The following is an 18,227-nucleotide window of genomic DNA, read 5'->3' on the forward strand; positions in this document are numbered from 1 at the left end:
TTTGTCAGTACCTCATTGCGCCGCACGAACCGGCGCGGATCGGAAGACTGAAAGCGTGATCGTCGTCGTCGCCCCGGGTCAGGGCTCCCAGACCCCAGGATTCCTCGAGCCGTGGCTCGCCGTCCCGTCGGTGGCCGAGCAGGTCGCCGCGCACTCGGAGGCGGTCGGCATCGACCTCGCCGCGCACGGCACGGTCTCGGACGCGGACACGATCCGCGACACCGCGGTGGCCCAGCCGCTGATCGTCTCCGCCGGGCTGGTCAGCCTGGCTGCTCTGCTCGAGGGCGGCCGCCGCGAGCGCATCGCGGGCATCGCCGGCCACTCGGTCGGCGAGATCACCGCCGCGGCCGGTGCCGGAGTCCTCTCCGAGTCCGACGCGCTCGTCTTCGTCCGCGAGCGGGCCCGCGCCATGGCCGCCGCGGCCGCCGCGACGCCCACCGCGATGAGCGCTGTCCTCGGTGGCGACGAGGAGGCGCTCCTCGCCCGCCTCGACGAGCTCGGCCTCGAGCCGGCCAACTACAACGGCGGCGGCCAGATCGTCGTCGCCGGCGCGGTCGACGCCCTGCAGGCGCTGAAGGACGAGCCCCTCCGCGGCACCCGCGTCGTCCCGCTCCAGGTGGCCGGCGCCTTCCACACCCGTTACATGGCTCCCGCCCGCGACTCGCTCGCCGGCGTCGCCGCCTCGATCACTCCGGCCGACCCGACGCTGCGCCTCTGGACGAACCGCGACGGCTCGGTCGTCGACTCCGGCGCCCGCTTCCTCGAGCTGCTCGTCGGCCAGGTCGCCTCGCCCGTCCGCTGGGACCTCTGCATGGCGGCCTTCGCCGAGGCGGGCGTCACCGGCCTGATCGAGCTGGCCCCCGCGGGCGCCCTCGTCGGCCTCGCCAAGCGCGGCCTCAGGGGACTCCCGACCCTCGCGATCAAGACCCCCGACGACCTCGACGCCGCCCGCGCCTTCATCGACGAGCACGCCGCCTAGCAGGAGAGACCCATGACGACCCCTTCCCTCACCCAGTCCAGCGGCAGCCAGTACACCCGCATCCTCGGCATCGGCGCGGCGCGCGGCGACCTCGTCGTGCCCAACGACGACCTCGTCGGCCCGATCAACTCCTCCGACGAGTGGATCCGCCAGCGCACCGGCATCGTCGAGCGCCGCCGAGCGTCGGCCGACGTCCAGGCCGTCGACCTGGCGACGACCGCCTCTCTCGAGGCGATCGAGAAGGCCGGGATCCGCGCCGACCAGATCGGCCTCGTGCTGGTCTCCACCATCAGCAACACGGTGCAGACCCCGTCGCTCGCGGCGCTGCTCGCCGACCGGATCGGCGCGAACCCGGCCCCCGCCTACGACATCTCCGCGGCCTGCGCCGGCTACACCTACGGCATCGCCCAGGCGGACTCGTTCGTCCGCTCCGGCCTCGCCGAGTACGTCCTCGTCGTCGGCGCTGAGAAGCTGTCCGAGATCGTCAAGTCGACCGACCGCAGCATCTCCTTCCTCCTCGGCGACGGCGCGGGCGCCGCGATCGTCGGCCCGAGCGAGACCGCCGGCATCTCCAAGACCGTCTGGGGCTCGGACGGCTCGAAGTGGGACACCGTCGGGATGGACAACCCGCTCGCCGCCTACCGCGACGGCGTCGCCGAGTGGCCCACGCTGCGCCAGGACGGCCCCTCCGTGTTCCGCTGGGCGGTCTGGGAGATGGCCAAGGTCGCCAAGCAGGCGCTGGCCGAGGCGGGCGTCGCGCCCGAGGACCTCGCCGCCTTCATCCCGCACCAGGCCAACATGCGCATCATCGACGAGCTCGCCAAGCAGCTGAAGCTGCCCGAGTCCGTGACGATCGGCCGCGACATCGAGACGACCGGCAACACCTCCGCCGCCTCCATTCCGCTGGCCACCCACCGCCTGCTCGAGGAGCACCCCGAGCTCAGCGGCGGCCTCGCCCTGCAGATCGGCTTCGGCGCCGGACTCGTCTTCGGCGCGCAGGTCGTGGTGCTCCCGTAGGGGGCGCAGGCCCACCCCTAAACTGACCTACGGTCACACGACGAACACCCTCGATCTCGACGAACACCGAGTCGAAACACCCTGATCGAACACCCCTCAAGGAGAGAACCATGGCACTGTCCAACGAAGAAGTCCTCGCCGGCCTGGCCGAACTGGTCAACGACGAGACGGGCATCGCGACCGATTCCGTCGAGATGGAGAAGTCGTTCACCGACGACCTCGACATCGACTCCATCTCGATGATGACCATCGTCGTCAACGCCGAGGAGAAGTTCGACGTGAAGATCCCGGACGACGAGGTCAAGAACCTCAAGACGGTCGGCGACGCGGTCACCTTCATCGTCAAGGCCTCCGCGTAACCAGCGCCCCGCGCTTCCCGTCCTCGCGGCGGACACCCCGGTCAGGGCCCTGAGCCCGGCCGGGGTGCGCCCGGAACCCACCCGTCACGGAACAGAGATCGTCGTCATGAGTCCCAAGAAAATCGTCGTCACCGGCATCGGAGCCAGCACGCCCCTCGGCGGCACCGCTCGCGAGTCCTGGAGCGCCCTTCTCGCGGGTGAGTCCGGCGTCAGCACGATCCAGGCCGACTGGGTGACCGAGCTCGAGCTCCCCGTGACCTTCGCCGCGCAGGCAAAGGTGCGACCGGAGGAGGTCCTCCCCCGGCCCGAGGCCAAGCGCCTCGACCCCTCCAGCCAGTTCGCCCTCATCTCCGCCCGCGAGGCGTGGGCCGACTCCGGCATCACCGACGTCGACCCGCTGCGCGTCGGCGTCGACTACTCCACCGGCATCGGCGGACTCTGGACCCTCATCGACGCGTGGGACACCCTGCGCGAGCGCGGCCCCCGTCGCGTCCTCCCGATGACCATCCCCATGCTCATGCCCAACGCCGCCGCGGCCGCCATCAGCATGGCCATCCCCTCCCGCGCCTACGCCCGCACCGACGTCTCCGCCTGCGCCTCCAGCACCGAGGCGATCGCCAACGCGTACGAGCACCTCCAGCGCGGCCTCGCCGACGTCGTCATCGCCGGCGGCACCGAGTCGGTCGTCCACCCGCTCCCCCTCGCGGCCTTCGCGTCGATGCAGGCCCTCTCGCGCCGCAACGACGACCCGGCCACCGCCTCCCGCCCCTACGACGTCTCCCGCGACGGCTTCGTCCTCGGCGAGGGCGCCGCCACCCTCGTCCTCGAGACCGAGGAGCACGCCCTCGCCCGCGGCGCCCGCATCTACGCCGAGCTCGCCGGCGGCGCCGTGACCAGCGACTCGTACCACATCACCGCTCCCGACCCCGAGGGCTCCGCCGCCGCCCGCGCCATGATCGAGGCCCTCGAGCAGGCCGGCGCCGCCCGCACCGACGTCACCCACGTCAACGCCCACGCGACCAGCACGCCCGTCGGCGACATCGCCGAGTACCGCGCCCTCGCCCGCGTCTTCGGCGACCACCTGCCGAACATCGCCGTGTCCGCCACCAAGGCCGCCACCGGCCACCTCCTCGGCGGCACCGGCGCCCTCGAGGCGATCTTCACCGTCCTCGCCCTGCACGAGCGCACCGCCCCGCCCACCATCAACCTCTTCGACCAGGACCCGCAGATCCCGCTCGACGTGGTCACCAGCCCTCGCGACCTCGGAGCCGGGCCGCTCGTCGCCCTCTCCAACTCGTTCGGGTTCGGGGGGCACAATGCTGTTGCCGCGTTCCGTTCGGTGTAACGGGGCGTAGCCCCGTCACCCCGAGCGGAACGCGGGCTGCGCCGCTCCCTGCGCGGCGCAGGCGCGTCCGCTCCCTGCGGGGTCGCGTTCCGCAGGGCCGGTGCGGTGCGGCGACGGCGATCCGCTGGAACGCGGATCGCCGGATGCGCCTCGTGCCGCGAGGGTGGTCGTTCACCGCAAGCCCTCGCCCACAGTTCTGGGAACGGGGCCGCATCGCCTGCGGCTCGCTCGGCCGGACACCCGCTGCAGCACTCCGGGTGGAGTGACCGCATCGCCTGCGGCTCGCTCCGTCGGACACCTCCGCCAGCGCTTCCGGAGAAGGCCGCTTCGCCTGTCGTCTCGTCGGCAGGGCCCACTCATGCTGGTCGAGTAGCCCCGCAGGGGCGTATCGAGACCCGCCACCACCAGCAGGGCGGGTCCGAAGACTCGCGTTCTGACGGTGGTGGATCTCGATACGCCCGCTGCGCGGACTACTCGATCAGCATGACGAGCTTGCTGGTCGAGTAGCCCCGCAGGGGCGTATCGAGACCCGCCGTCCCCAGCACGGCGGGTCCGCAGACTCGTCCTGCTGGCGCTGGTGGATCTCGATACGCCCGTTGCGCGGGCTACTCGATCAGCATGCAGCTCACGTCTCTCCATTGAGGAACAGGACGTTGCGGCGCCCCCCCACATGCTGGTCGAGTAGCCGCGCAGGGGGGTATCGAGACCGCCGTCCCCAGCACAGCGGAACAGCAGCCGGATCCCAAGGTTCCGACGAGCCGCCCACTCGGTCAGAGAGTAGCGCGCACCGTATCACCGCGCCCCACGAGGCGTATCCGGCGATTCGCGTGCCAGCGAATCGCCGTCGCCGTTCGCACCCCGCTCTGCAGAACGCGACCATCTCCCCGAGCCGACCGCGCTGCGCCGCGCAGGGAGCGGCGCAGAAATGGGCACCGTGCGCTCAGCCGACGCTGTGCATCCAGATGACCCGCCCGAAGTCACTGGCGGCGCGGAAGGGCTCGAGCTCGTCCTCCCAGGCCTGGCCGAGGGCGAGGCGCAGCTCGCGGTGCAGCTCGATGGGGTCGGCGCCGGCGGTCTCCATGGCGGAGCGGATGCGGTCCTCGGGGACGACGGTGTTGCCGGCGCTGTCCGTCTGGGCGTGGAAGACGCCGAGCTCGGGGGTGTGCATCCAGCGGCCGCCGTCGACTCCGGGGGACGGGTCCTCGGTCACCTCGTAGCGGACGTCGGCCCAGCCGCGGAGAGCGGAGGCGATGACGGCACCGGTGCCGACCGGGCCCTCCCAGGAGTACTCGGCGCGCTGGGAGCCTCGCTGCACCGGCTGCTCGATCCAGGCGAAGTTCACGGCACGACCGAGAGCGCGACCCGCTCCCCATTCCAGATGGGGGCAGAGCGCGCGGGGGGCGGAGTGCACGAAGAGCACACCCCGAGTCTGTTGCGTCACCACGCTGTCCTCCGTCCGTCCTGGTGCGTCTTCCCCAACGACCTGGACCACGAGCGACATGCAGTGCCTTCTTGTGCGGTGGACGAGCCACCGGTTCAGATTATGCAGGACCCTCCGCGCCACGACAAGGCGCCTCGCCGCGGCCGCCGCCGGGTCGAGGAGATCCCCTGCCTATACTCGGGAAAGTCCGCCCGAACCGCGGCGTCGCCCGGCTCCGGGCCCGCGACCCGCTCGAGAGGAGCCCCGTGTCGGTCCGCGACGGTCTGCTCGCTCTCCTCACCCTCGGCCCCGCCTACGGCCTGCAGCTGCACGCCGAGCTGCTCGATCGGGCGGCCCACCGCCGCCGGGTCAACGTCGGCCAGATCTACTCCACGCTCGACCGGCTCCGCGAGCGCGGCCTCGTCGCGGCGGCGGGATCGACGGAGGACGGGCTCCCCCTGCACGCCCTCACCGACGAGGGCCGCGCCGAGGCGCTGGCCTGGCTGAGCGGCGACGGCGCCTCCGCCGAGGAGGACTGGGACGACGTGCTCGACCGGATCCTCCTGGCGTCGAGCCTGTCCGACGCCGACCTCGACGCGGTCCTCGACGCCTACCGGAGCACGCTCCCCGATGAGCAGGAGGTGCTCGACGACCATCCGCAGCGCCGCCTCGCCGCCCGCGCGGTGCTGGTGCGCGACGACGCGCTGCGCCGACTCCTCGAGGCCGCCCGCGAGGAGCTCGCCGGAGCCGACGAGGGAGGCGCCGTCCGCGGCTACGCGCTCGAGCGCCCGCGGCGGGGGCGCAAGGCCGCGGCGAAGGACGACGCCGCCGCCGAAGAGCCGCTCGGCGACAGCATCGCCCGACACGAGACAGGCGCGGGCGCCGTCGCCTAGGCTGGCGGGTATGATCCGTTCGCCTCTCGGCCTCCGCGTGTCCACCTCCGCGCGCCGACGGCTCGTCGCAGCCGGTGCGGGCACGGTCCTCGTCCTCTGCGCGGCCCTCGCCGCACCGATGGCGGCCTCCGCCTACGACCCGGCGGACTACCCGTCCTGGTCGGACGTCGAGGCCGCGAAGTCGAGCGAGAGCGCGACGGCCGCCGAGGTCGACCGCATCACCGCGATCCTCGCCGACCTGCGCGACCAGGCCGCCGCCCTCACGGACGCCGCCATCTCCCGCGCCGCCGAGGCCGACGCCGCGCAGAGCGCGCTCGACGAGGCCACCCAGCGCGTGACCGCCCTCGAGGAGCGCGCCGCTGCCGCCCGTGCCGACGCGGACGCCGCGAAGGAGCAGGCCGGCCGCCTCGCCGCCCAGCTGTACCGCAACGGCGGCACCGACGCCACGCTCAACCTCCTGGTCGGCGGCGAGCAGTCGGACAAGCTGCTGTACCGCCTGGGCACCATGAGCCAGCTCACGCTGCAGACCAGTCGCCTCCAGGACGACGCCGAGACGACCGAGAACGCCGCGACCGCACTCGCGGGCCAGGCCGAGCAGGCGCGCACCGAGCGACTCTCCCTCGTCAGCGCCGCGCAGGATGCGCTCGCCACGGCGCAGGCTGCCCAGTCCGAGGCCGACGCGAAGGTCGCGGACCAGGAGCAGTACAGCTCCGGGCTCTACGAGCAGCTCGCCTCGCTCAAGAACACCACGGCCGCGCTCGAGGAGGAGTTCGCCACCGGTCAGGAGGCGAAGGCCGCGTTCGAGGAGCAGGCGCGCCTCTCCCGCCTCGCCGCTGAGGCGGAGGCCCGTCGCCAGCAGGCGGCGAGGGCCCCGTCCGCTCCCTCCGCTCCCGCACCGGCGGCACCCGCGGCACCGTCCACCGGCGGCGGTCCGGTCGAGCTGGGCGACGACGACGCCTCCGGCAAGAACAGCTCCGCGAAGACCATCGCCGCGCTCGGAACCTACGCCGGCCGGACCGACGGCATGTCGCCGGCGCAGGCGCAGAATTACGCGCGCTCCGTCATGGGCGTCCACGGCTGGAGTCAGGACCAGGTGGACAGCTGCCTCATCCCGCTCTGGAACGGCGAGTCGGGCTGGCGCTGGAACGCGCTGAACCGCTCCTCCGGCGCCTACGGCATCCCGCAGGCGCTGCCCGCGAGCAAGATGGCGACGTACGGCTCCGACTACCAGACCAACGCCGCCACTCAGATCGACTGGGGTCTGGCGTACATCGCCGACCGCTACGGCTCGCCCTGCGGAGCCTGGTCGTCGTGGAACTCGAAGACGCCGCACTGGTACTGAGTCGCAGCCGGGGTCCCGGCCCCGGCTCGCGTCACTTCGCCTCGTCGTAGGCGTCGACGATCGCGACGGTGACCGGGAAGTCGACGTCCTGATCCCCGAACAGCGCCCGCCCGGCGCGCGCGGCGGCCTCGCGGACGATCGCGGCGACCCGCTCGGACTCCTCCGCGGGCGCGTGCACGATCACCTCGTCGTGCAGGAAGTAGACGAGGTGCGCGAGCGCGCCCTCCACGCGCAGCCGGGCCCGCAGCTCGCCCATCCAGCAGAGCGCCCACTCGGCGGCCGTGCCCTGCACGACGAAGTTGCGGGTGAAGCGCCCCCAGTCGCGGGCACGCTGCCCGCCCGCATCGGCGTCGCCGGGCGGTGAGCTGCGCCCGAGCCGGGTCGACACCCGCTCGCCCCGCTCTCCGGCGCGGGCGGCCGCCTCGACATGCGCGACCGAGAGCGGGTAGGCGCGTGCGAGCCGCGGGAGCAGCCGCCCGGCCTCGCCGCTGGTCGCCCCGTACATCGCGCCGAGCATCGCGACCTTCGCCCGCGGCCGATCCGGCACGACTCCCGCGTCGACGATGCCCTGATAGAGGTCCTTGCCTCGGCCGGCGGCGGCCATCACGGAGTCGCCCGCCAGCGCGGCCAGGATGCGCGGCTCCAGCTGCGCCGCGTCCGCGACCACGAGCGTCCAGCCCGCATCGGCCGTCACGGCCGCGCGGATCTGCCGCGGCAGCTGCAGCGCTCCCCCGCCGGACGTGGCCCAGCGGCCGGTGACGACCCCGCCGACGACGTACTCGGGCCGGAAGCGCCCGTCGTGCACCCAGGCGTCCAGCCAGGCCCAGCCGTTGGCGGTCAGCAGGCGCGAGAGCTTCTTGTACTCCAGCAGCGGCGGGATCACGGGGTGCTCGATCGACGTCAGCTCCCAGGAGCGGGTCGACTCGACCGCGAGCCCGGCGCGGCGGAGCGAGCGGAGGAGCTCCGTCGGCGAGTCGGGGTTCAGCTCGGGTGCGCCCAGCTCGCGGCGGATGTCGTCGGCCAGTGCCTCGAGGCGGGCCGGCCGGCCGCCGAAGTGCGGTCGGGGGCCGAGCAGCTCGGTGAGCACCCGGTCGTGGACGTCCGCGCGCCACGGCAGCCCGGCCGCGGCGATCTCGCGGGCGATCAGCGCGCCGACCGACTCGGCGGCGAGCAGGAGCCGCAGGCGCCCGCCCTCGGCAGCCGCTGCCAGCGCCTCCTCCTGCCGCGCGAGCTCGACGAGCGGGTCGAGCTCGTCCGTCGCGGCCGGCGCCTCCTCGAAGCCGAGCAGCGTGTCGCCCGCGACCGGTGCGGCCGCGCCGGCGTCCCAGGCATCGGGAGCGGCGCGGGCCAGCGGCGAGCGCGCGGTCTGCTCCGAGCGCCGGAGGATCGCCCGGGCCAGGCGCAGGTCGTGGCAGCGCGCGACGTGCACCCCCTCGGCGAGGAGCGCGGGGTACCAGCGCGCGGTGTCGTCCCAGACCCAGCGCGGACGCTCGACCTCCCGCTCGCGGACGAAGGCGGCCAGCTCGGCCGGCCCGCGTCCGCGACCGATCTCGGTGCCCGAGCCGTCCGCGGCGACCGCGCGCCACGCCCCCGTGGGACCACCGGTGAGCGCGAGAAGCATCCGGCCATTCTCCTCCGCGGCGGCCCGGGCTCGGACGAGCGCCCCGGGAGCGGGGGTCACGGGGCGCGCTCGGGCGCCGGCTTCGACGCCGGATAGCCGGGGAACGGCTTCTCCTGCGCGGTCAGCGGCTGATGCGCCCAGAGCTCCGCCGCGATCGTGTCCATCGACCGCGAGTAGCCCACCAGCGTGCGCCGCTCCGGCTCCGCGGCCCAGGTGACCGCCCGGTACCAGCTCTCGCGGTAGGGGCCCGTCTCGATCCGGCGGATCAGCCCGATCCGCCCGGTCCGCATCGCGTCCACCATCACCCACTCGTCGGGCCCGCTGCTGCGCAGCATCTGGAGGGGACTCCACTCGATCATCTCGCCTCCTGCCCGGTCGATCCGCTGCCGTGGCGAGCACGGGCGCCGCGGCGTACACTCGCAGACTATCGAACACATGTTCGAACGGCCAGTCGGCTTCGACGGGTCGAGCGGAGCAGGCGGGAGCACCCACGATGGCGGTGATCGAGGAGACGGCGATGGTCGCGACCGACGGCGACGGAGTGCCCGTCGCGCTCGAATGGCGAGGCGCCAGCTACCGGGTGACGGACCGTCCGACGGTCTGGACGCGCACCAGCGACTGGTGGGCGCCGCTCGACGGCTTCCCGCCGACGTTCGGCGGTGTGCCGGTCAGCATCGGCGGCTGGCGGTTCCAGGCGACCGATCTCGAGACGGGCGGAGCCTTCGTGCTCGACGTCGTCGCCTCGACGGATCCGTGCTGGAGCGTGGTGCGGTACTACGAGTGAGGGTCGGCGAGTGCGACCCCGCCACCCTCTACTTGCTGTCGGACCAGGGGGCCCTCGTCATGGCGATCAAAGCCGCGACTCCGGAGACGAGGCCGACACCGGCGATGGCGGCTACGACGAGCCAGAGCACGAGTTCCATAGGGCCAGTCTACCGAGTGCGTCGAGCCCCCGTTCCATCGCCCGGCTCTGCAATAGCGTGAGCGGAATGACCGACTCCCCCACGCGCGCGAGCGTCGGACTGCGCTCCGAGCGCGGCCCGATCCTCCTGGCGCTGATGATCTCGACCGCGCTCGTGGCTCTCGACGCGACGATCCTCTCCACCGCGGTGCCCTCGATCGTCGCGGACCTCGGCGGCTTCGAGCAGTTCCCCTGGCTGTTCTCGATCTACCTGCTCGCGCAGGCGGTCTCGGTCCCCCTCTACGGCAAGCTCTCCGACGTGATCGGCCGGAAGCCCATCATGCTGATCGGGATCGGCCTGTTCCTCGTCGGCTCGCTGCTCTGCGGCCTGGCCTGGAGCATGCCCGCGCTGATCGCCTTCCGTGCCCTGCAGGGCCTGGGCGCCGGAGCGATCCAGCCGATGGGCATCACGATCGCCGGCGACATCTACACGGTCGCCGAGCGGGCGAAGACGCAGGGCTACCTCGCGAGCGTCTGGGGCATCTCCTCGGTCGTCGGCCCCACCCTCGGCGGCGTGCTGTCGGATCTCGGCGCCTGGCGCTGGATCTTCCTGGTGAACATCCCGCTCTGCCTGCTCGCGGCCTTCCTCCTGATCCGCAGCTTCCGCGAGACCACCCGCGGCGAGCGCACCCCGCTCGACCTGGCCGGCGCCTCGGTGCTCGCGGTGGGCACGGCGCTGCTCATCCTCGGTCTGCTGGAGGGCGGCAACGCCTGGCCCTGGCTCTCGCCCGCGGGAGTCGGCGTCTTCGTCGTCGCGGCCCTCGCCTTCGCCGGCTTCGTCACCATCGAGCGCCGGGCGGTCGCCCCGGTGCTGCCGCTGTGGGTGCTCACGCGGCGGGTGCTGCTCTCCACCAGCCTCGTCTCGGTGACGGTCGGCGCGATCACGCTCGGCGTCACCTCCTACTTCCCGACCTTCGCGCAGGGCGTCCTCGGCAGCTCCGCCCTCGGCGCCGGCTTCGCGGTCGCCGCGATGACACTCGGCTGGCCGGTGGCCGCGAGCCTCTCCGGGCGCCTCTACCTGCGGATCGGCTTCCGGCGCACGGCCTTCCTCGGCGCGGCGCTGGTCACGGTCGGCACCGGGCTGACGATCCTCCTCGGCGCCTCGTCGAGCCTCTGGGAGATCGCGGGCTTCTGCGTGCTGATCGGCGCCGGCATGGGCCTCGTCGCGACGCCGACCCTCATCCGAGCCCAGGCGAGCGTCGACTGGAACGAGCGCGGCGTCGTCTCGTCGACGAACTTCTTCGCCCGCAACATCGGCAGCGCAATCGCCGTCGCGGTGTTCGGCGCGATCGTCAACGCCCAGGCCGGCGGCGGCGATCCGACACCCGAGGGCCTCGCGGCCGGCACCCGCTTCGTCTGCATCGCACTGACCGTCCTCGCGGTCGGGATGCTCTTCGCCGTCCGCGCGATGCCGAAGGACGATCCGCGCGCCGCCGAGGCTCCCGCTGCGCCCGCCGCGGAGTCCTAGCGCGGAGCGCGGCGAGCCGCGGCGACGGCCCGCAGCCGGTCGAGGTGCCGGCGCCGGGTGCGGTGGATCCAGCGCTGCATCGGGTCGCCGAGCCCGGGGTGGCGCCGGAGCGTGTGCAGGGCGCGGTCGAGGCGGCGCACCATGTCGGCCGCCGCGCCGAACGGTCGCGCCGAGATGCCGACCTCCAGGTGGCGGTCGTACACGATCCGGTGCCGCAGCCCCAGGTGCACGCTGATCTCGACGTCGTCGTGCACGTAGGGGTCGTCGCGGTGCATCTCCCCCGCGATCTCCTGCCAGGCCGAGCGGCGGACGGCGCAGTTCGAGCCGAAGAGCGGCCAGTTGGCCAGCGCGGAGCCCATCAGGACGAAGTACGCGTCCATGTAGACGATCCGCGCGAGGGTCCGCGCGACCGGGCCGAGCTCGACGAAGCGGCCGGGGCCCGTCACCGCTCCGACGCTCGGATCGGCGAAGTGCGCCGCGATCCGCGCGAGCCAGTGCCGGTCGGGCTGCGAGTCCGCGTCCAGCCGCGCGAGCACGTCGCCCTCCGCCTCGTCGAAGCCGTGCGCCGTGCTGGCCGGGATGCCGCTGCCGCCGTGCACGATCACCCGGGCGCCCGCCGCGCGCGCGAGGTCGGCGCTGTCGTCAATGCTGCCGTCGTCGACGACGACGATCTCGAAGGGGGCGAGGGTCTGCTCGGCGAGGAGCGCGAGCAGTCGCTCGAGGTGCCGGGCGTCGTCCTTGACGGGGACGACGACCGAGATGCGTCGGGAGTCCATCCGGACAGTCAACTCGATTCCGGCACCCGCCCGGACATCCGCCGCGCCCGCGACCGCGGCGATCGGCGTGTCAAGCGGGTCCCGCCCGGGCGAGCCGGGTGCTGGGATCGGAAGCGAGGGGGCGCCCCGCCTCCTCGGAACAGGAGACGTCATGATCCAGGGACCCCGCGACTTCCGACCCACCCGCGCCATCGTCACGGCCTCGGACTCCGGCATCGGCCGGGCCGCCGCCGTCGCGCTCGCCGAGGCCGGCCTGGACGTCGGCATCACCTGGCACAGCGACGAGCAGGGCGCCCAGGAGACCGCCGAGGAGGTCCGCTCGCACGGCCGCCGCGCCGAGGTCGCGCGCCTCGACGCCACCGAGCTCGGCACGGTGGGCGACGTGATCGACGACCTGGCCCGGCGACTCGGCGGGCTCGACGTCTTCGTCAACAACGCCGGCGGGGGCGGCGGTGGGGCCTTCCTCGAGCAGAGCGTCGACAGCTGGCGCGAGGTCGTCGCGCTGAACCTCGACGGAGCGTTCGTCGGCCTCCAGCGCGCCGCCCGGATCATGGTCGAGCAGGGCACCGGCGGCCGCCTCATCGGCGTCACCAGCGTGCACGAGCACCAGCCCCGCGTCGGCGCGAGCGCGTACGTCGCGGCCAAGCACGGACTCGGCGGACTGCTGAAGGTCGCGGCCCTCGAGCTCGGCCGCTACGGGATCACCGCCAACGCGGTCGCGCCCGGCGAGATCGCGACCCCGATGAACGACGCGGAGGACGTCGACCCGCACGGCATCGACCGCCCGGGCATCCCGCTCGGCCGGCCCGGCGACGCGCGCGAGATCGCGGCCGTGATCGCCCTCCTCGCCTCCCCCGCCGGCGCCTACATCACCGGATCCTCCTACGTCGTCGACGGCGGCATGCTGCAGATGGGCCCGCAGGCCGGCTCGCACCTGCAGCAGGACGACTGGCGCGACGCCTGAGCGGCCGACCGCTCCGACCAGGCGACGGCACCTGCCGGCGCTCGTGACCTCTCCGGCTCCCGGAAACAGCACCAACTCACCGTGACTGCCGGATTCGACGAGCCGGAGCCGATCGCCCGAGCCGCCCGACCGGTACTCTCGAAGAGGTGCTCCGGCGGGCGGGGCGCTCGGACGAGGGTGCAGGTGACGCGCGTGTGGTTCCGCCGTCGACGCAGGTTCAAGATGGAGCCGTACGACCCGGACGAGAACCCGTCGCGTGAGCCCGTCTCGGTCGAGGAGGCCGCGGAGGAGGGCCTGCTGCTCGCCCAGTACGCGAGCCGGATGGCCGTGAAGAACCGCGTGCTGATGGACGGACTGGCCGAGGGCGTCGCGTTCGACGTCCGGCACTACTCCGTCATCGCCGCCGCCGAGCTGGAGAAGCTCGCCGACGAGTCGGAGGCGGCGGCCGAGCGCCTGCGCGCCATCGCCGCTGACGCGACCCTGGTCGGCGGCCGCTCCGACCACGTGCACGACTACCGCTCCGCCGATATCGACAACCTCGACCACCGCGAACGGCTCTCGCTCTCGGTGGCCGACTCACTGCGCCACCGCGCGCAAGACGAGCAGTATCTGGCCGCGCTCGTCGACGACGCCCGGCAGGACGCCTGGCGCGAGCTGTCGCAGTCGATCGAGGAGACCCTCGACCGGGCGCCGCTGATCGACGCGGACGACGAGGAGTACCGCCGCGACCGCTCGGTGCGGATGGCGCTCGTCGTCGTCGACGACCTGGCGAAGCTCGCCGCGGAGCGCGGAGTCGTCCTCGAGGAGTGAGGTCGTGCCCCCGCGGTCAACGTCAGACAGCGCTCAGCGGAAGTGCTCGATCACGCCCAGCCGGCGCGGAACGACTCGGTCGCCTCGGAGGAGCGCTCGCGCACGGCCTCGAGCAGCTCGACCATCGAGGTGCTGCGCAGGAACGCGAGCCGGTCGAGCTCGGTGACCGGAGCGACCCCCGCGAGCTGCCAGGCGTGCGCGGCCGGGTCCTCGGCCAGCTCGACGACGGCGCCGTAGCGCTGCTCGACGAACTCGCTCGCGACCGCCAGCGCCGTCCGCACCGCGGACTCGGCGGAGCGCAGCAGCTCCTCGTGCTCAGGCGCCCACTCGAGCGGAGCGACGGGGCGCACCTCGGCCTTCGGGTACGGGTCGTCGTCGTACCAGCGGACGACCTCGAAGCGGTTCTCGCCGACGCTGTCGAGGGTGACGAACGCCTCCGCGCCGTCGATGTTCAGGATGCGCGCGACCGTGCCGATCGGGAAGCGCTGGTCGCCGCCGCCGACCTCCTGCCCGCGCTCGATCAGGACGACACCGAACGAGAGCGTCTCGTCCTCGAGCACGTCGCCGAGCATCCGCAGATACCGCGGCTCGAACAGCCGGAGCGGAAGCGGCATGTGCGGCAGCAGCACGGAGCCGAGCGGGAACATCGGGAGGTCAGGCACGAGAACAGCGAACCACGTCGTGCAGGGAGCGGCCACTACGGGCTTCCGGGCGGCGGACGTGCTAGCGCCGACGCGGTCGACACAGACGGAACACCATCCGTTAACCAACAGGGAGGAAGATCCGCCCGTGACCGCTGAAGTGAACCTCGACCAGATCGTCTCCGAAGTGTCTGCGCGCCTGCGCACCCGCTTCCCCGACCGCCCCGCCGCCGAGGTGGAGTCGGCCGTCCAGAAGGAGCTCGACTCCCTCGCCGACCGCCCGGTCCAGGACTACCTCTCGGTCCTCACCGAGCGCGCGGCGAAGTCCCGCCTGAAGAAGTCCCGCCCGGACGCCTGACCGGCCCCTCCACTCCGCCCACTCCACAGAAGTCGTCGTACTCATCGCCCGAGTACGACGACTTTCGCGGAGTCGTCGCACGGGCCGACGGCGCGACGGCACTGAAGCGGAAGTAGGGCGTACGGGACTTGAACCCGTGACCGACGGATTATGAGTCCGCTGCTCTGACCGGCTGAGCTAACGCCCCGCGGCGGCCGGAGCGGGCGGGGCGGGCCGTCAGGAGGCGGCTCGGCCTGCCGGAGCGGACGCTGCGTCGGCGGCCGGATCGGCCACCGGCTCCCCACGATACAGGCTCTCGAAAGTGCTGATCGTGCGGTTGATGTCGTGGGCGGCGACGATGCGGAGCGAGCTGCGCTTGAGGGCCTCGAGGCGCTCGGGGTCGGCGGTCAGGACGTCGGTGAGGCCGTCGGCGAGGGCCTGCGCGTTGCCGGGCTCGAAGAGGTGGCCGTTCTCGCCCTCGTGGACGAGGTGCGGGAGCGCCATCGCGTCGGCGGCGACCACGGGGAGGGCCGAGGCCATCGCCTCCATGGTCGCGATGCTCTGCAACTCGGCGATGGAGGGCATCGCGAAGACGGTCGCGCGGCTGTACGCCTGCTTCAGCTCGGCGTCCGAGACGTAGCCGGCGAAGTGGACGCGGTCGGCGATGCCGAGGGTGGTGGCGAGCTGCTGCAGGTTGCGCATCTGGTCGCCGCCGCCGACGATCTCGAGCTGCGCGTCGAGCGACGGGTCGAGCAGCGAGACCGCGCGGAGGAGGACGTCGATGTGCTTCTCGCCGGTGACGCGCCCCACGAACAGGATGCGGTTGGCGGTGCGCGGGGTGAAGTCGGGCGTGTAGTTGTCGGCGTCGATGCCGCAGGAGATGGCGTGCACGCCCTGCAGGCCGGTGTACTTCTCGAGGAACTGCGCGGCCTTGCGGGTCGGCGTCGTCACGGCCTCGGCGCGGCCGAAGGTGCGGCGGGCGGCCCGCCAGGCCATCGCGACGGCCTTCGCCTGAGCGGCCTTGGGCAGGAGCGTGAACTCGAGCATGTTCTCGGGCATGAAGTGGTTGGTGCCGATGATGCGGATGCCGCGCTTGGCCGCCTCCTGGCCGAGACCGCGGCCGACGATGACGTGCGACTGGAAGTGCACGACGTCGGGCTTCACCTCGTCGAGGATCCGCGCGCTGTTCTGGCGGATGCGGAACGGCAGCGCGAAGCGCAGCCAATCGTGCGGGTACCAGCGGAGGCTGAAGAGGCGGTGCACGATGATCCGCTGACCCTCGTGGCTCTCGACGCGGGTGCCGCTCCAGCCGTCGGCCGACGGGGCGACGACGTGCACCTCGTGGCCGCGCGCCTGCAGGCCGGCGGCGAGGCGCTCGGCGAACTTGGCGGCTCCGTTGACGTCGGGGGCGAACGTGTCGCAGCCGATCACGACGGTCAGCGGGCGGCGGGCGGCGTCCGCACGGGCGGGCTCACCGGTCGACGACTCGGGGCGTGACGCGTCGCGGGGATCTGACACGGAGTGGGTCCTAACGATGTCGTGTCGCTCGGAGGAAGGAGCGATCGGCGTGGGTCGGGCGGGTGCGTGGCGTCGAAGCGGTCCCAGTGTAGGCGCGGAGAGCGCCGGAACCCGGGATTGCGGCGCCTCGCGTCGGGCGGCTCAGCGGGCCTGCGGGTGGTGCTTCGCGAGGAGGAAGACGCCCCAGATGGCGACCACTCCCGCCGCGATGAAGAGTGGGATCGCCCACGGCGCCGCGTACTGCGCCTCGCCGAGGACGATGATGCCGATCGCCACGGCGACGAGCGGGTCGACGACGGTGAGGCCGGCCACGACGAGGTCCGGCGGCCCGGACGCGTAGGCGTTCTGCACGAAGTAGCCGCCGAGCGCGGTCGCGGCCAGGAGCGCCACGATGCAGACGACGGTCAGCGGGTCGAACTCGCCGAACTTGATCCGGTTGAGGACGACCTTGGCGAGGGTGGCGACGAAGCCGTAGACGACTCCGGCGCCGAGGATGTAGAAGATCGCGCGGGCCTTCTTGCGGAAGACGCGGAAGGCGATCACGAAGATCGTCATGACGACCGCGAGGATCACCAGGATCGTGATCAGCTGCGACGTCCGGATCGACTCGTCGACCGCATTGAACGCGGCCACCAGCACGAAGACTCCGACACCGCCGACGCAGAGCATGATCGCGCGGATCGAGGACGCGTTCAGCCGCACCTTGCTGACCCGGGCGTTGACGATCGCCGTGATGACGAGCGCGACCGCGCCGAGCGGCTGGACGACGATCAGCGGCGAGAAGCCGAGGCTGGTGAGCTGGAAGACGATCGCGAGCGCCAGCATCAGCGTGCCGATCACCCAGGACGGTCGCGAGAGCAGCGCGAAGAGCTGCCCGCCGCTCAGTCCGCTCGAGCCGGAGCGCTTGGAGAACCGCTCGACCTTGACGACTCCGCGGTGCTGGAACTGCGCGCCGAGGGAGAGGAAGACCGCGCCGACCAGAGCGATCGGGATGCCGATGAACTTCGCCGGGTCGTTCAGAAGGTCGGCGAGGTCAGTGGGCATGGGCACGACCCTACCCACGATCGATCCGCGCATCCTCCGACGCACGGGGGACCTCGGCCAACCAGCGGATGACGATCAGGACGGCCGTCCGCAGGGCCCGCGATACCCTGATCCCCATGGCCGTCCTCCCCATCCGCATCGCCGGCGACCCCGTCCTGCACTCCCCCGCCGCCCCCGTCACCGAGTTCGACGACGCGCTCCGCACGCTCGTCGCGGACATGTTCGAGACGATGGACACGGCGCCCGGCGTCGGCCTGGCCGGACCGCAGGTCGGCGTGCCGCTGCGGCTCTTCGTCTACGACTACGAGGCCGACGACGGCACTCCCCGCCGCGGTGTCGCGATCAACCCCGAGCTCTTCGTCACGCCGACGCCGCTGGGCGAGGCCGACGAGGACACCGAGTCCGAGGGCTGCCTGTCGTTCCCCGGCGAGCGCTTCCCGCTGCGGCGCTCGGAGCGGGCGATCCTGCGCGCGGTCGACCTCGACGGCACGCCGTTCGAGATCGAGGCGGACGGCTGGTTCGCCCGCGTCTTCCAGCACGAGTTCGACCACCTCGACGGCGTCCTCTACACGGATCGCCTCGAGCACGAGTACGCCAAGCCCGTCGCCAAGATCACCCGCAAGCGCGGCTGGGGCGTGCCCGGCGTCTCCTGGACACCGGGCCTCGAGCACCTCGAGGACTGAGTCCGCGACAACCGGATCCGCGAGGCACGGCGGCCAGACCTTTGCGCCG

Annotated in this window: 19 protein-coding genes and 1 tRNA gene; 12 read left to right on the plus strand and 8 right to left on the minus strand. The window is 72.7% G+C overall.

The window, feature by feature from the left end; all coding sequences use genetic code 11:
• Positions 1–55 precede the first annotated feature (55 nt).
• The 4 genes from HQQ86_RS01375 to HQQ86_RS01390 all read left to right on the plus strand — a co-directional run bounded on the left by HQQ86_RS01375 (position 56) and on the right by HQQ86_RS01390 (position 3,700).
• On the plus strand, positions 56–979 hold the full coding sequence (locus tag HQQ86_RS01375) for an ACP S-malonyltransferase (RefSeq protein ID WP_173285872.1): 924 nt from the start codon (positions 56–58) through the stop codon (positions 977–979).
• A gap of 12 nt (positions 980–991) precedes the next feature.
• Positions 992–1,996 (plus strand): beta-ketoacyl-ACP synthase III, encoded by a 1,005-nt coding sequence (locus HQQ86_RS01380; protein ID WP_173285874.1) that lies wholly within the window; start codon positions 992–994, stop codon positions 1,994–1,996.
• Between the two features lie 110 nt (positions 1,997–2,106).
• Positions 2,107–2,355 carry an acyl carrier protein gene (locus HQQ86_RS01385; RefSeq protein WP_123445660.1) on the plus strand — a complete coding sequence of 83 codons (249 nt, stop codon included), beginning with the start codon at positions 2,107–2,109 and terminating at the stop codon, positions 2,353–2,355.
• Positions 2,356–2,461: 106 nt separating this feature from the next.
• Positions 2,462–3,700 carry a beta-ketoacyl synthase gene (locus HQQ86_RS01390; protein ID WP_173285876.1) on the plus strand — a complete coding sequence of 413 codons (1,239 nt, stop codon included), beginning with the start codon at positions 2,462–2,464 and terminating at the stop codon, positions 3,698–3,700.
• A gap of 940 nt (positions 3,701–4,640) precedes the next feature.
• On the opposite strand, the gene HQQ86_RS01395 is transcribed toward HQQ86_RS01390, so the two are convergent.
• Complete coding sequence (locus HQQ86_RS01395) at positions 4,641–5,120, minus strand: DUF3145 domain-containing protein (protein WP_367948577.1); 480 nt, start codon at positions 5,118–5,120, stop codon at positions 4,641–4,643.
• Between the two features lie 266 nt (positions 5,121–5,386).
• Here HQQ86_RS01395 and HQQ86_RS01400 point away from each other — a divergent pair, with 266 nt between their 5' ends.
• Both HQQ86_RS01400 and HQQ86_RS01405 read left to right on the plus strand, forming a co-directional pair.
• A complete protein-coding gene (locus HQQ86_RS01400; protein ID WP_173285879.1) occupies positions 5,387–6,013 on the plus strand; it encodes a PadR family transcriptional regulator in 627 nt (208 codons plus the stop codon).
• 10 nt (positions 6,014–6,023) lie between these two features.
• The gene (locus HQQ86_RS01405; RefSeq protein ID WP_173285881.1) at positions 6,024–7,355 is read left to right on the plus strand and encodes a hypothetical protein; all 1,332 of its coding nucleotides are present in this window, start codon (positions 6,024–6,026) and stop codon (positions 7,353–7,355) included.
• A 31-nt stretch (positions 7,356–7,386) separates the two neighbouring features.
• Here the strand turns inward: HQQ86_RS01405 and HQQ86_RS01410 are convergent, their stop codons facing one another.
• Together HQQ86_RS01410 and HQQ86_RS01415 are read right to left on the minus strand one after the other, a co-directional pair.
• On the minus strand, positions 7,387–8,976 hold the full coding sequence (locus tag HQQ86_RS01410) for a bifunctional 3'-5' exonuclease/DNA polymerase (protein WP_173285883.1): 1,590 nt from the start codon (positions 8,974–8,976) through the stop codon (positions 7,387–7,389).
• A gap of 56 nt (positions 8,977–9,032) precedes the next feature.
• The gene (locus tag HQQ86_RS01415; protein ID WP_173285885.1) at positions 9,033–9,335 is read right to left on the minus strand and encodes a hypothetical protein; all 303 of its coding nucleotides are present in this window, start codon (positions 9,333–9,335) and stop codon (positions 9,033–9,035) included.
• Between the two features lie 158 nt (positions 9,336–9,493).
• On the opposite strand from HQQ86_RS01415, the gene HQQ86_RS01420 reads away from it, so the two are divergent.
• A complete protein-coding gene (locus HQQ86_RS01420; RefSeq protein ID WP_254071769.1) occupies positions 9,494–9,760 on the plus strand; it encodes a hypothetical protein in 267 nt (88 codons plus the stop codon).
• Between the two features lie 205 nt (positions 9,761–9,965).
• Positions 9,966–11,405 (plus strand): MDR family MFS transporter, encoded by a 1,440-nt coding sequence (locus HQQ86_RS01425; protein ID WP_173285889.1) that lies wholly within the window; start codon positions 9,966–9,968, stop codon positions 11,403–11,405.
• On the opposite strand, the gene HQQ86_RS01430 is transcribed toward HQQ86_RS01425, so the two are convergent.
• Positions 11,402–12,181: a glycosyltransferase family 2 protein gene (locus tag HQQ86_RS01430; protein ID WP_173285890.1), complete on the minus strand. Its 780-nt coding sequence runs from the start codon at positions 12,179–12,181 to the stop codon at positions 11,402–11,404. The two genes, HQQ86_RS01425 and HQQ86_RS01430, sit on opposite strands and share 4 nt — an antisense overlap.
• Positions 12,182–12,332: 151 nt before the next feature.
• On the opposite strand from HQQ86_RS01430, the gene HQQ86_RS01435 reads away from it, so the two are divergent.
• Both HQQ86_RS01435 and HQQ86_RS01440 read left to right on the plus strand, forming a co-directional pair.
• Positions 12,333–13,145: an SDR family oxidoreductase gene (locus HQQ86_RS01435; RefSeq protein WP_173285892.1), complete on the plus strand. Its 813-nt coding sequence runs from the start codon at positions 12,333–12,335 to the stop codon at positions 13,143–13,145.
• Between the two features lie 222 nt (positions 13,146–13,367).
• The gene (locus tag HQQ86_RS01440) at positions 13,368–13,955 is read left to right on the plus strand and encodes a hypothetical protein (RefSeq protein WP_173285894.1); all 588 of its coding nucleotides are present in this window, start codon (positions 13,368–13,370) and stop codon (positions 13,953–13,955) included.
• A 50-nt stretch (positions 13,956–14,005) separates the two neighbouring features.
• Here the strand turns inward: HQQ86_RS01440 and HQQ86_RS01445 are convergent, their stop codons facing one another.
• Positions 14,006–14,617, minus strand: a complete 612-nt coding sequence (locus HQQ86_RS01445; RefSeq protein WP_367948510.1) for an LON peptidase substrate-binding domain-containing protein — start codon at positions 14,615–14,617, stop codon at positions 14,006–14,008.
• A gap of 127 nt (positions 14,618–14,744) precedes the next feature.
• Between HQQ86_RS01445 and HQQ86_RS01450 the strand changes: the two genes are divergently transcribed.
• The gene (locus tag HQQ86_RS01450) at positions 14,745–14,954 is read left to right on the plus strand and encodes a three-helix bundle dimerization domain-containing protein (protein ID WP_132437785.1); all 210 of its coding nucleotides are present in this window, start codon (positions 14,745–14,747) and stop codon (positions 14,952–14,954) included.
• A gap of 113 nt (positions 14,955–15,067) precedes the next feature.
• On the opposite strand, the gene HQQ86_RS01455 is transcribed toward HQQ86_RS01450, so the two are convergent.
• The 3 genes from HQQ86_RS01455 to HQQ86_RS01465 all read right to left on the minus strand — a co-directional run bounded on the left by HQQ86_RS01455 (position 15,068) and on the right by HQQ86_RS01465 (position 17,495).
• A tRNA-Ile gene (locus tag HQQ86_RS01455) sits at positions 15,068–15,141 on the minus strand.
• Positions 15,142–15,170: 29 nt separating this feature from the next.
• Positions 15,171–16,361 carry a glycosyltransferase gene (locus tag HQQ86_RS01460; protein ID WP_173287455.1) on the minus strand — a complete coding sequence of 397 codons (1,191 nt, stop codon included), beginning with the start codon at positions 16,359–16,361 and terminating at the stop codon, positions 15,171–15,173.
• Positions 16,362–16,592: 231 nt separating this feature from the next.
• Positions 16,593–17,495 (minus strand): DMT family transporter, encoded by a 903-nt coding sequence (locus HQQ86_RS01465; RefSeq protein WP_160088679.1) that lies wholly within the window; start codon positions 17,493–17,495, stop codon positions 16,593–16,595.
• Positions 17,496–17,611: 116 nt separating this feature from the next.
• Between HQQ86_RS01465 and def the strand changes: the two genes are divergently transcribed.
• Positions 17,612–18,178: a peptide deformylase gene (gene def, locus HQQ86_RS01470; protein ID WP_208544755.1), complete on the plus strand. Its 567-nt coding sequence runs from the start codon at positions 17,612–17,614 to the stop codon at positions 18,176–18,178.
• The last annotated feature ends 49 nt before the right edge of the window (positions 18,179–18,227 follow it).

Origin of the sequence: Rathayibacter sp. VKM Ac-2857 (genome assembly GCF_013205025.1) — a bacterium.
Lineage (GTDB): Bacteria > Actinomycetota > Actinomycetes > Actinomycetales > Microbacteriaceae > Rathayibacter.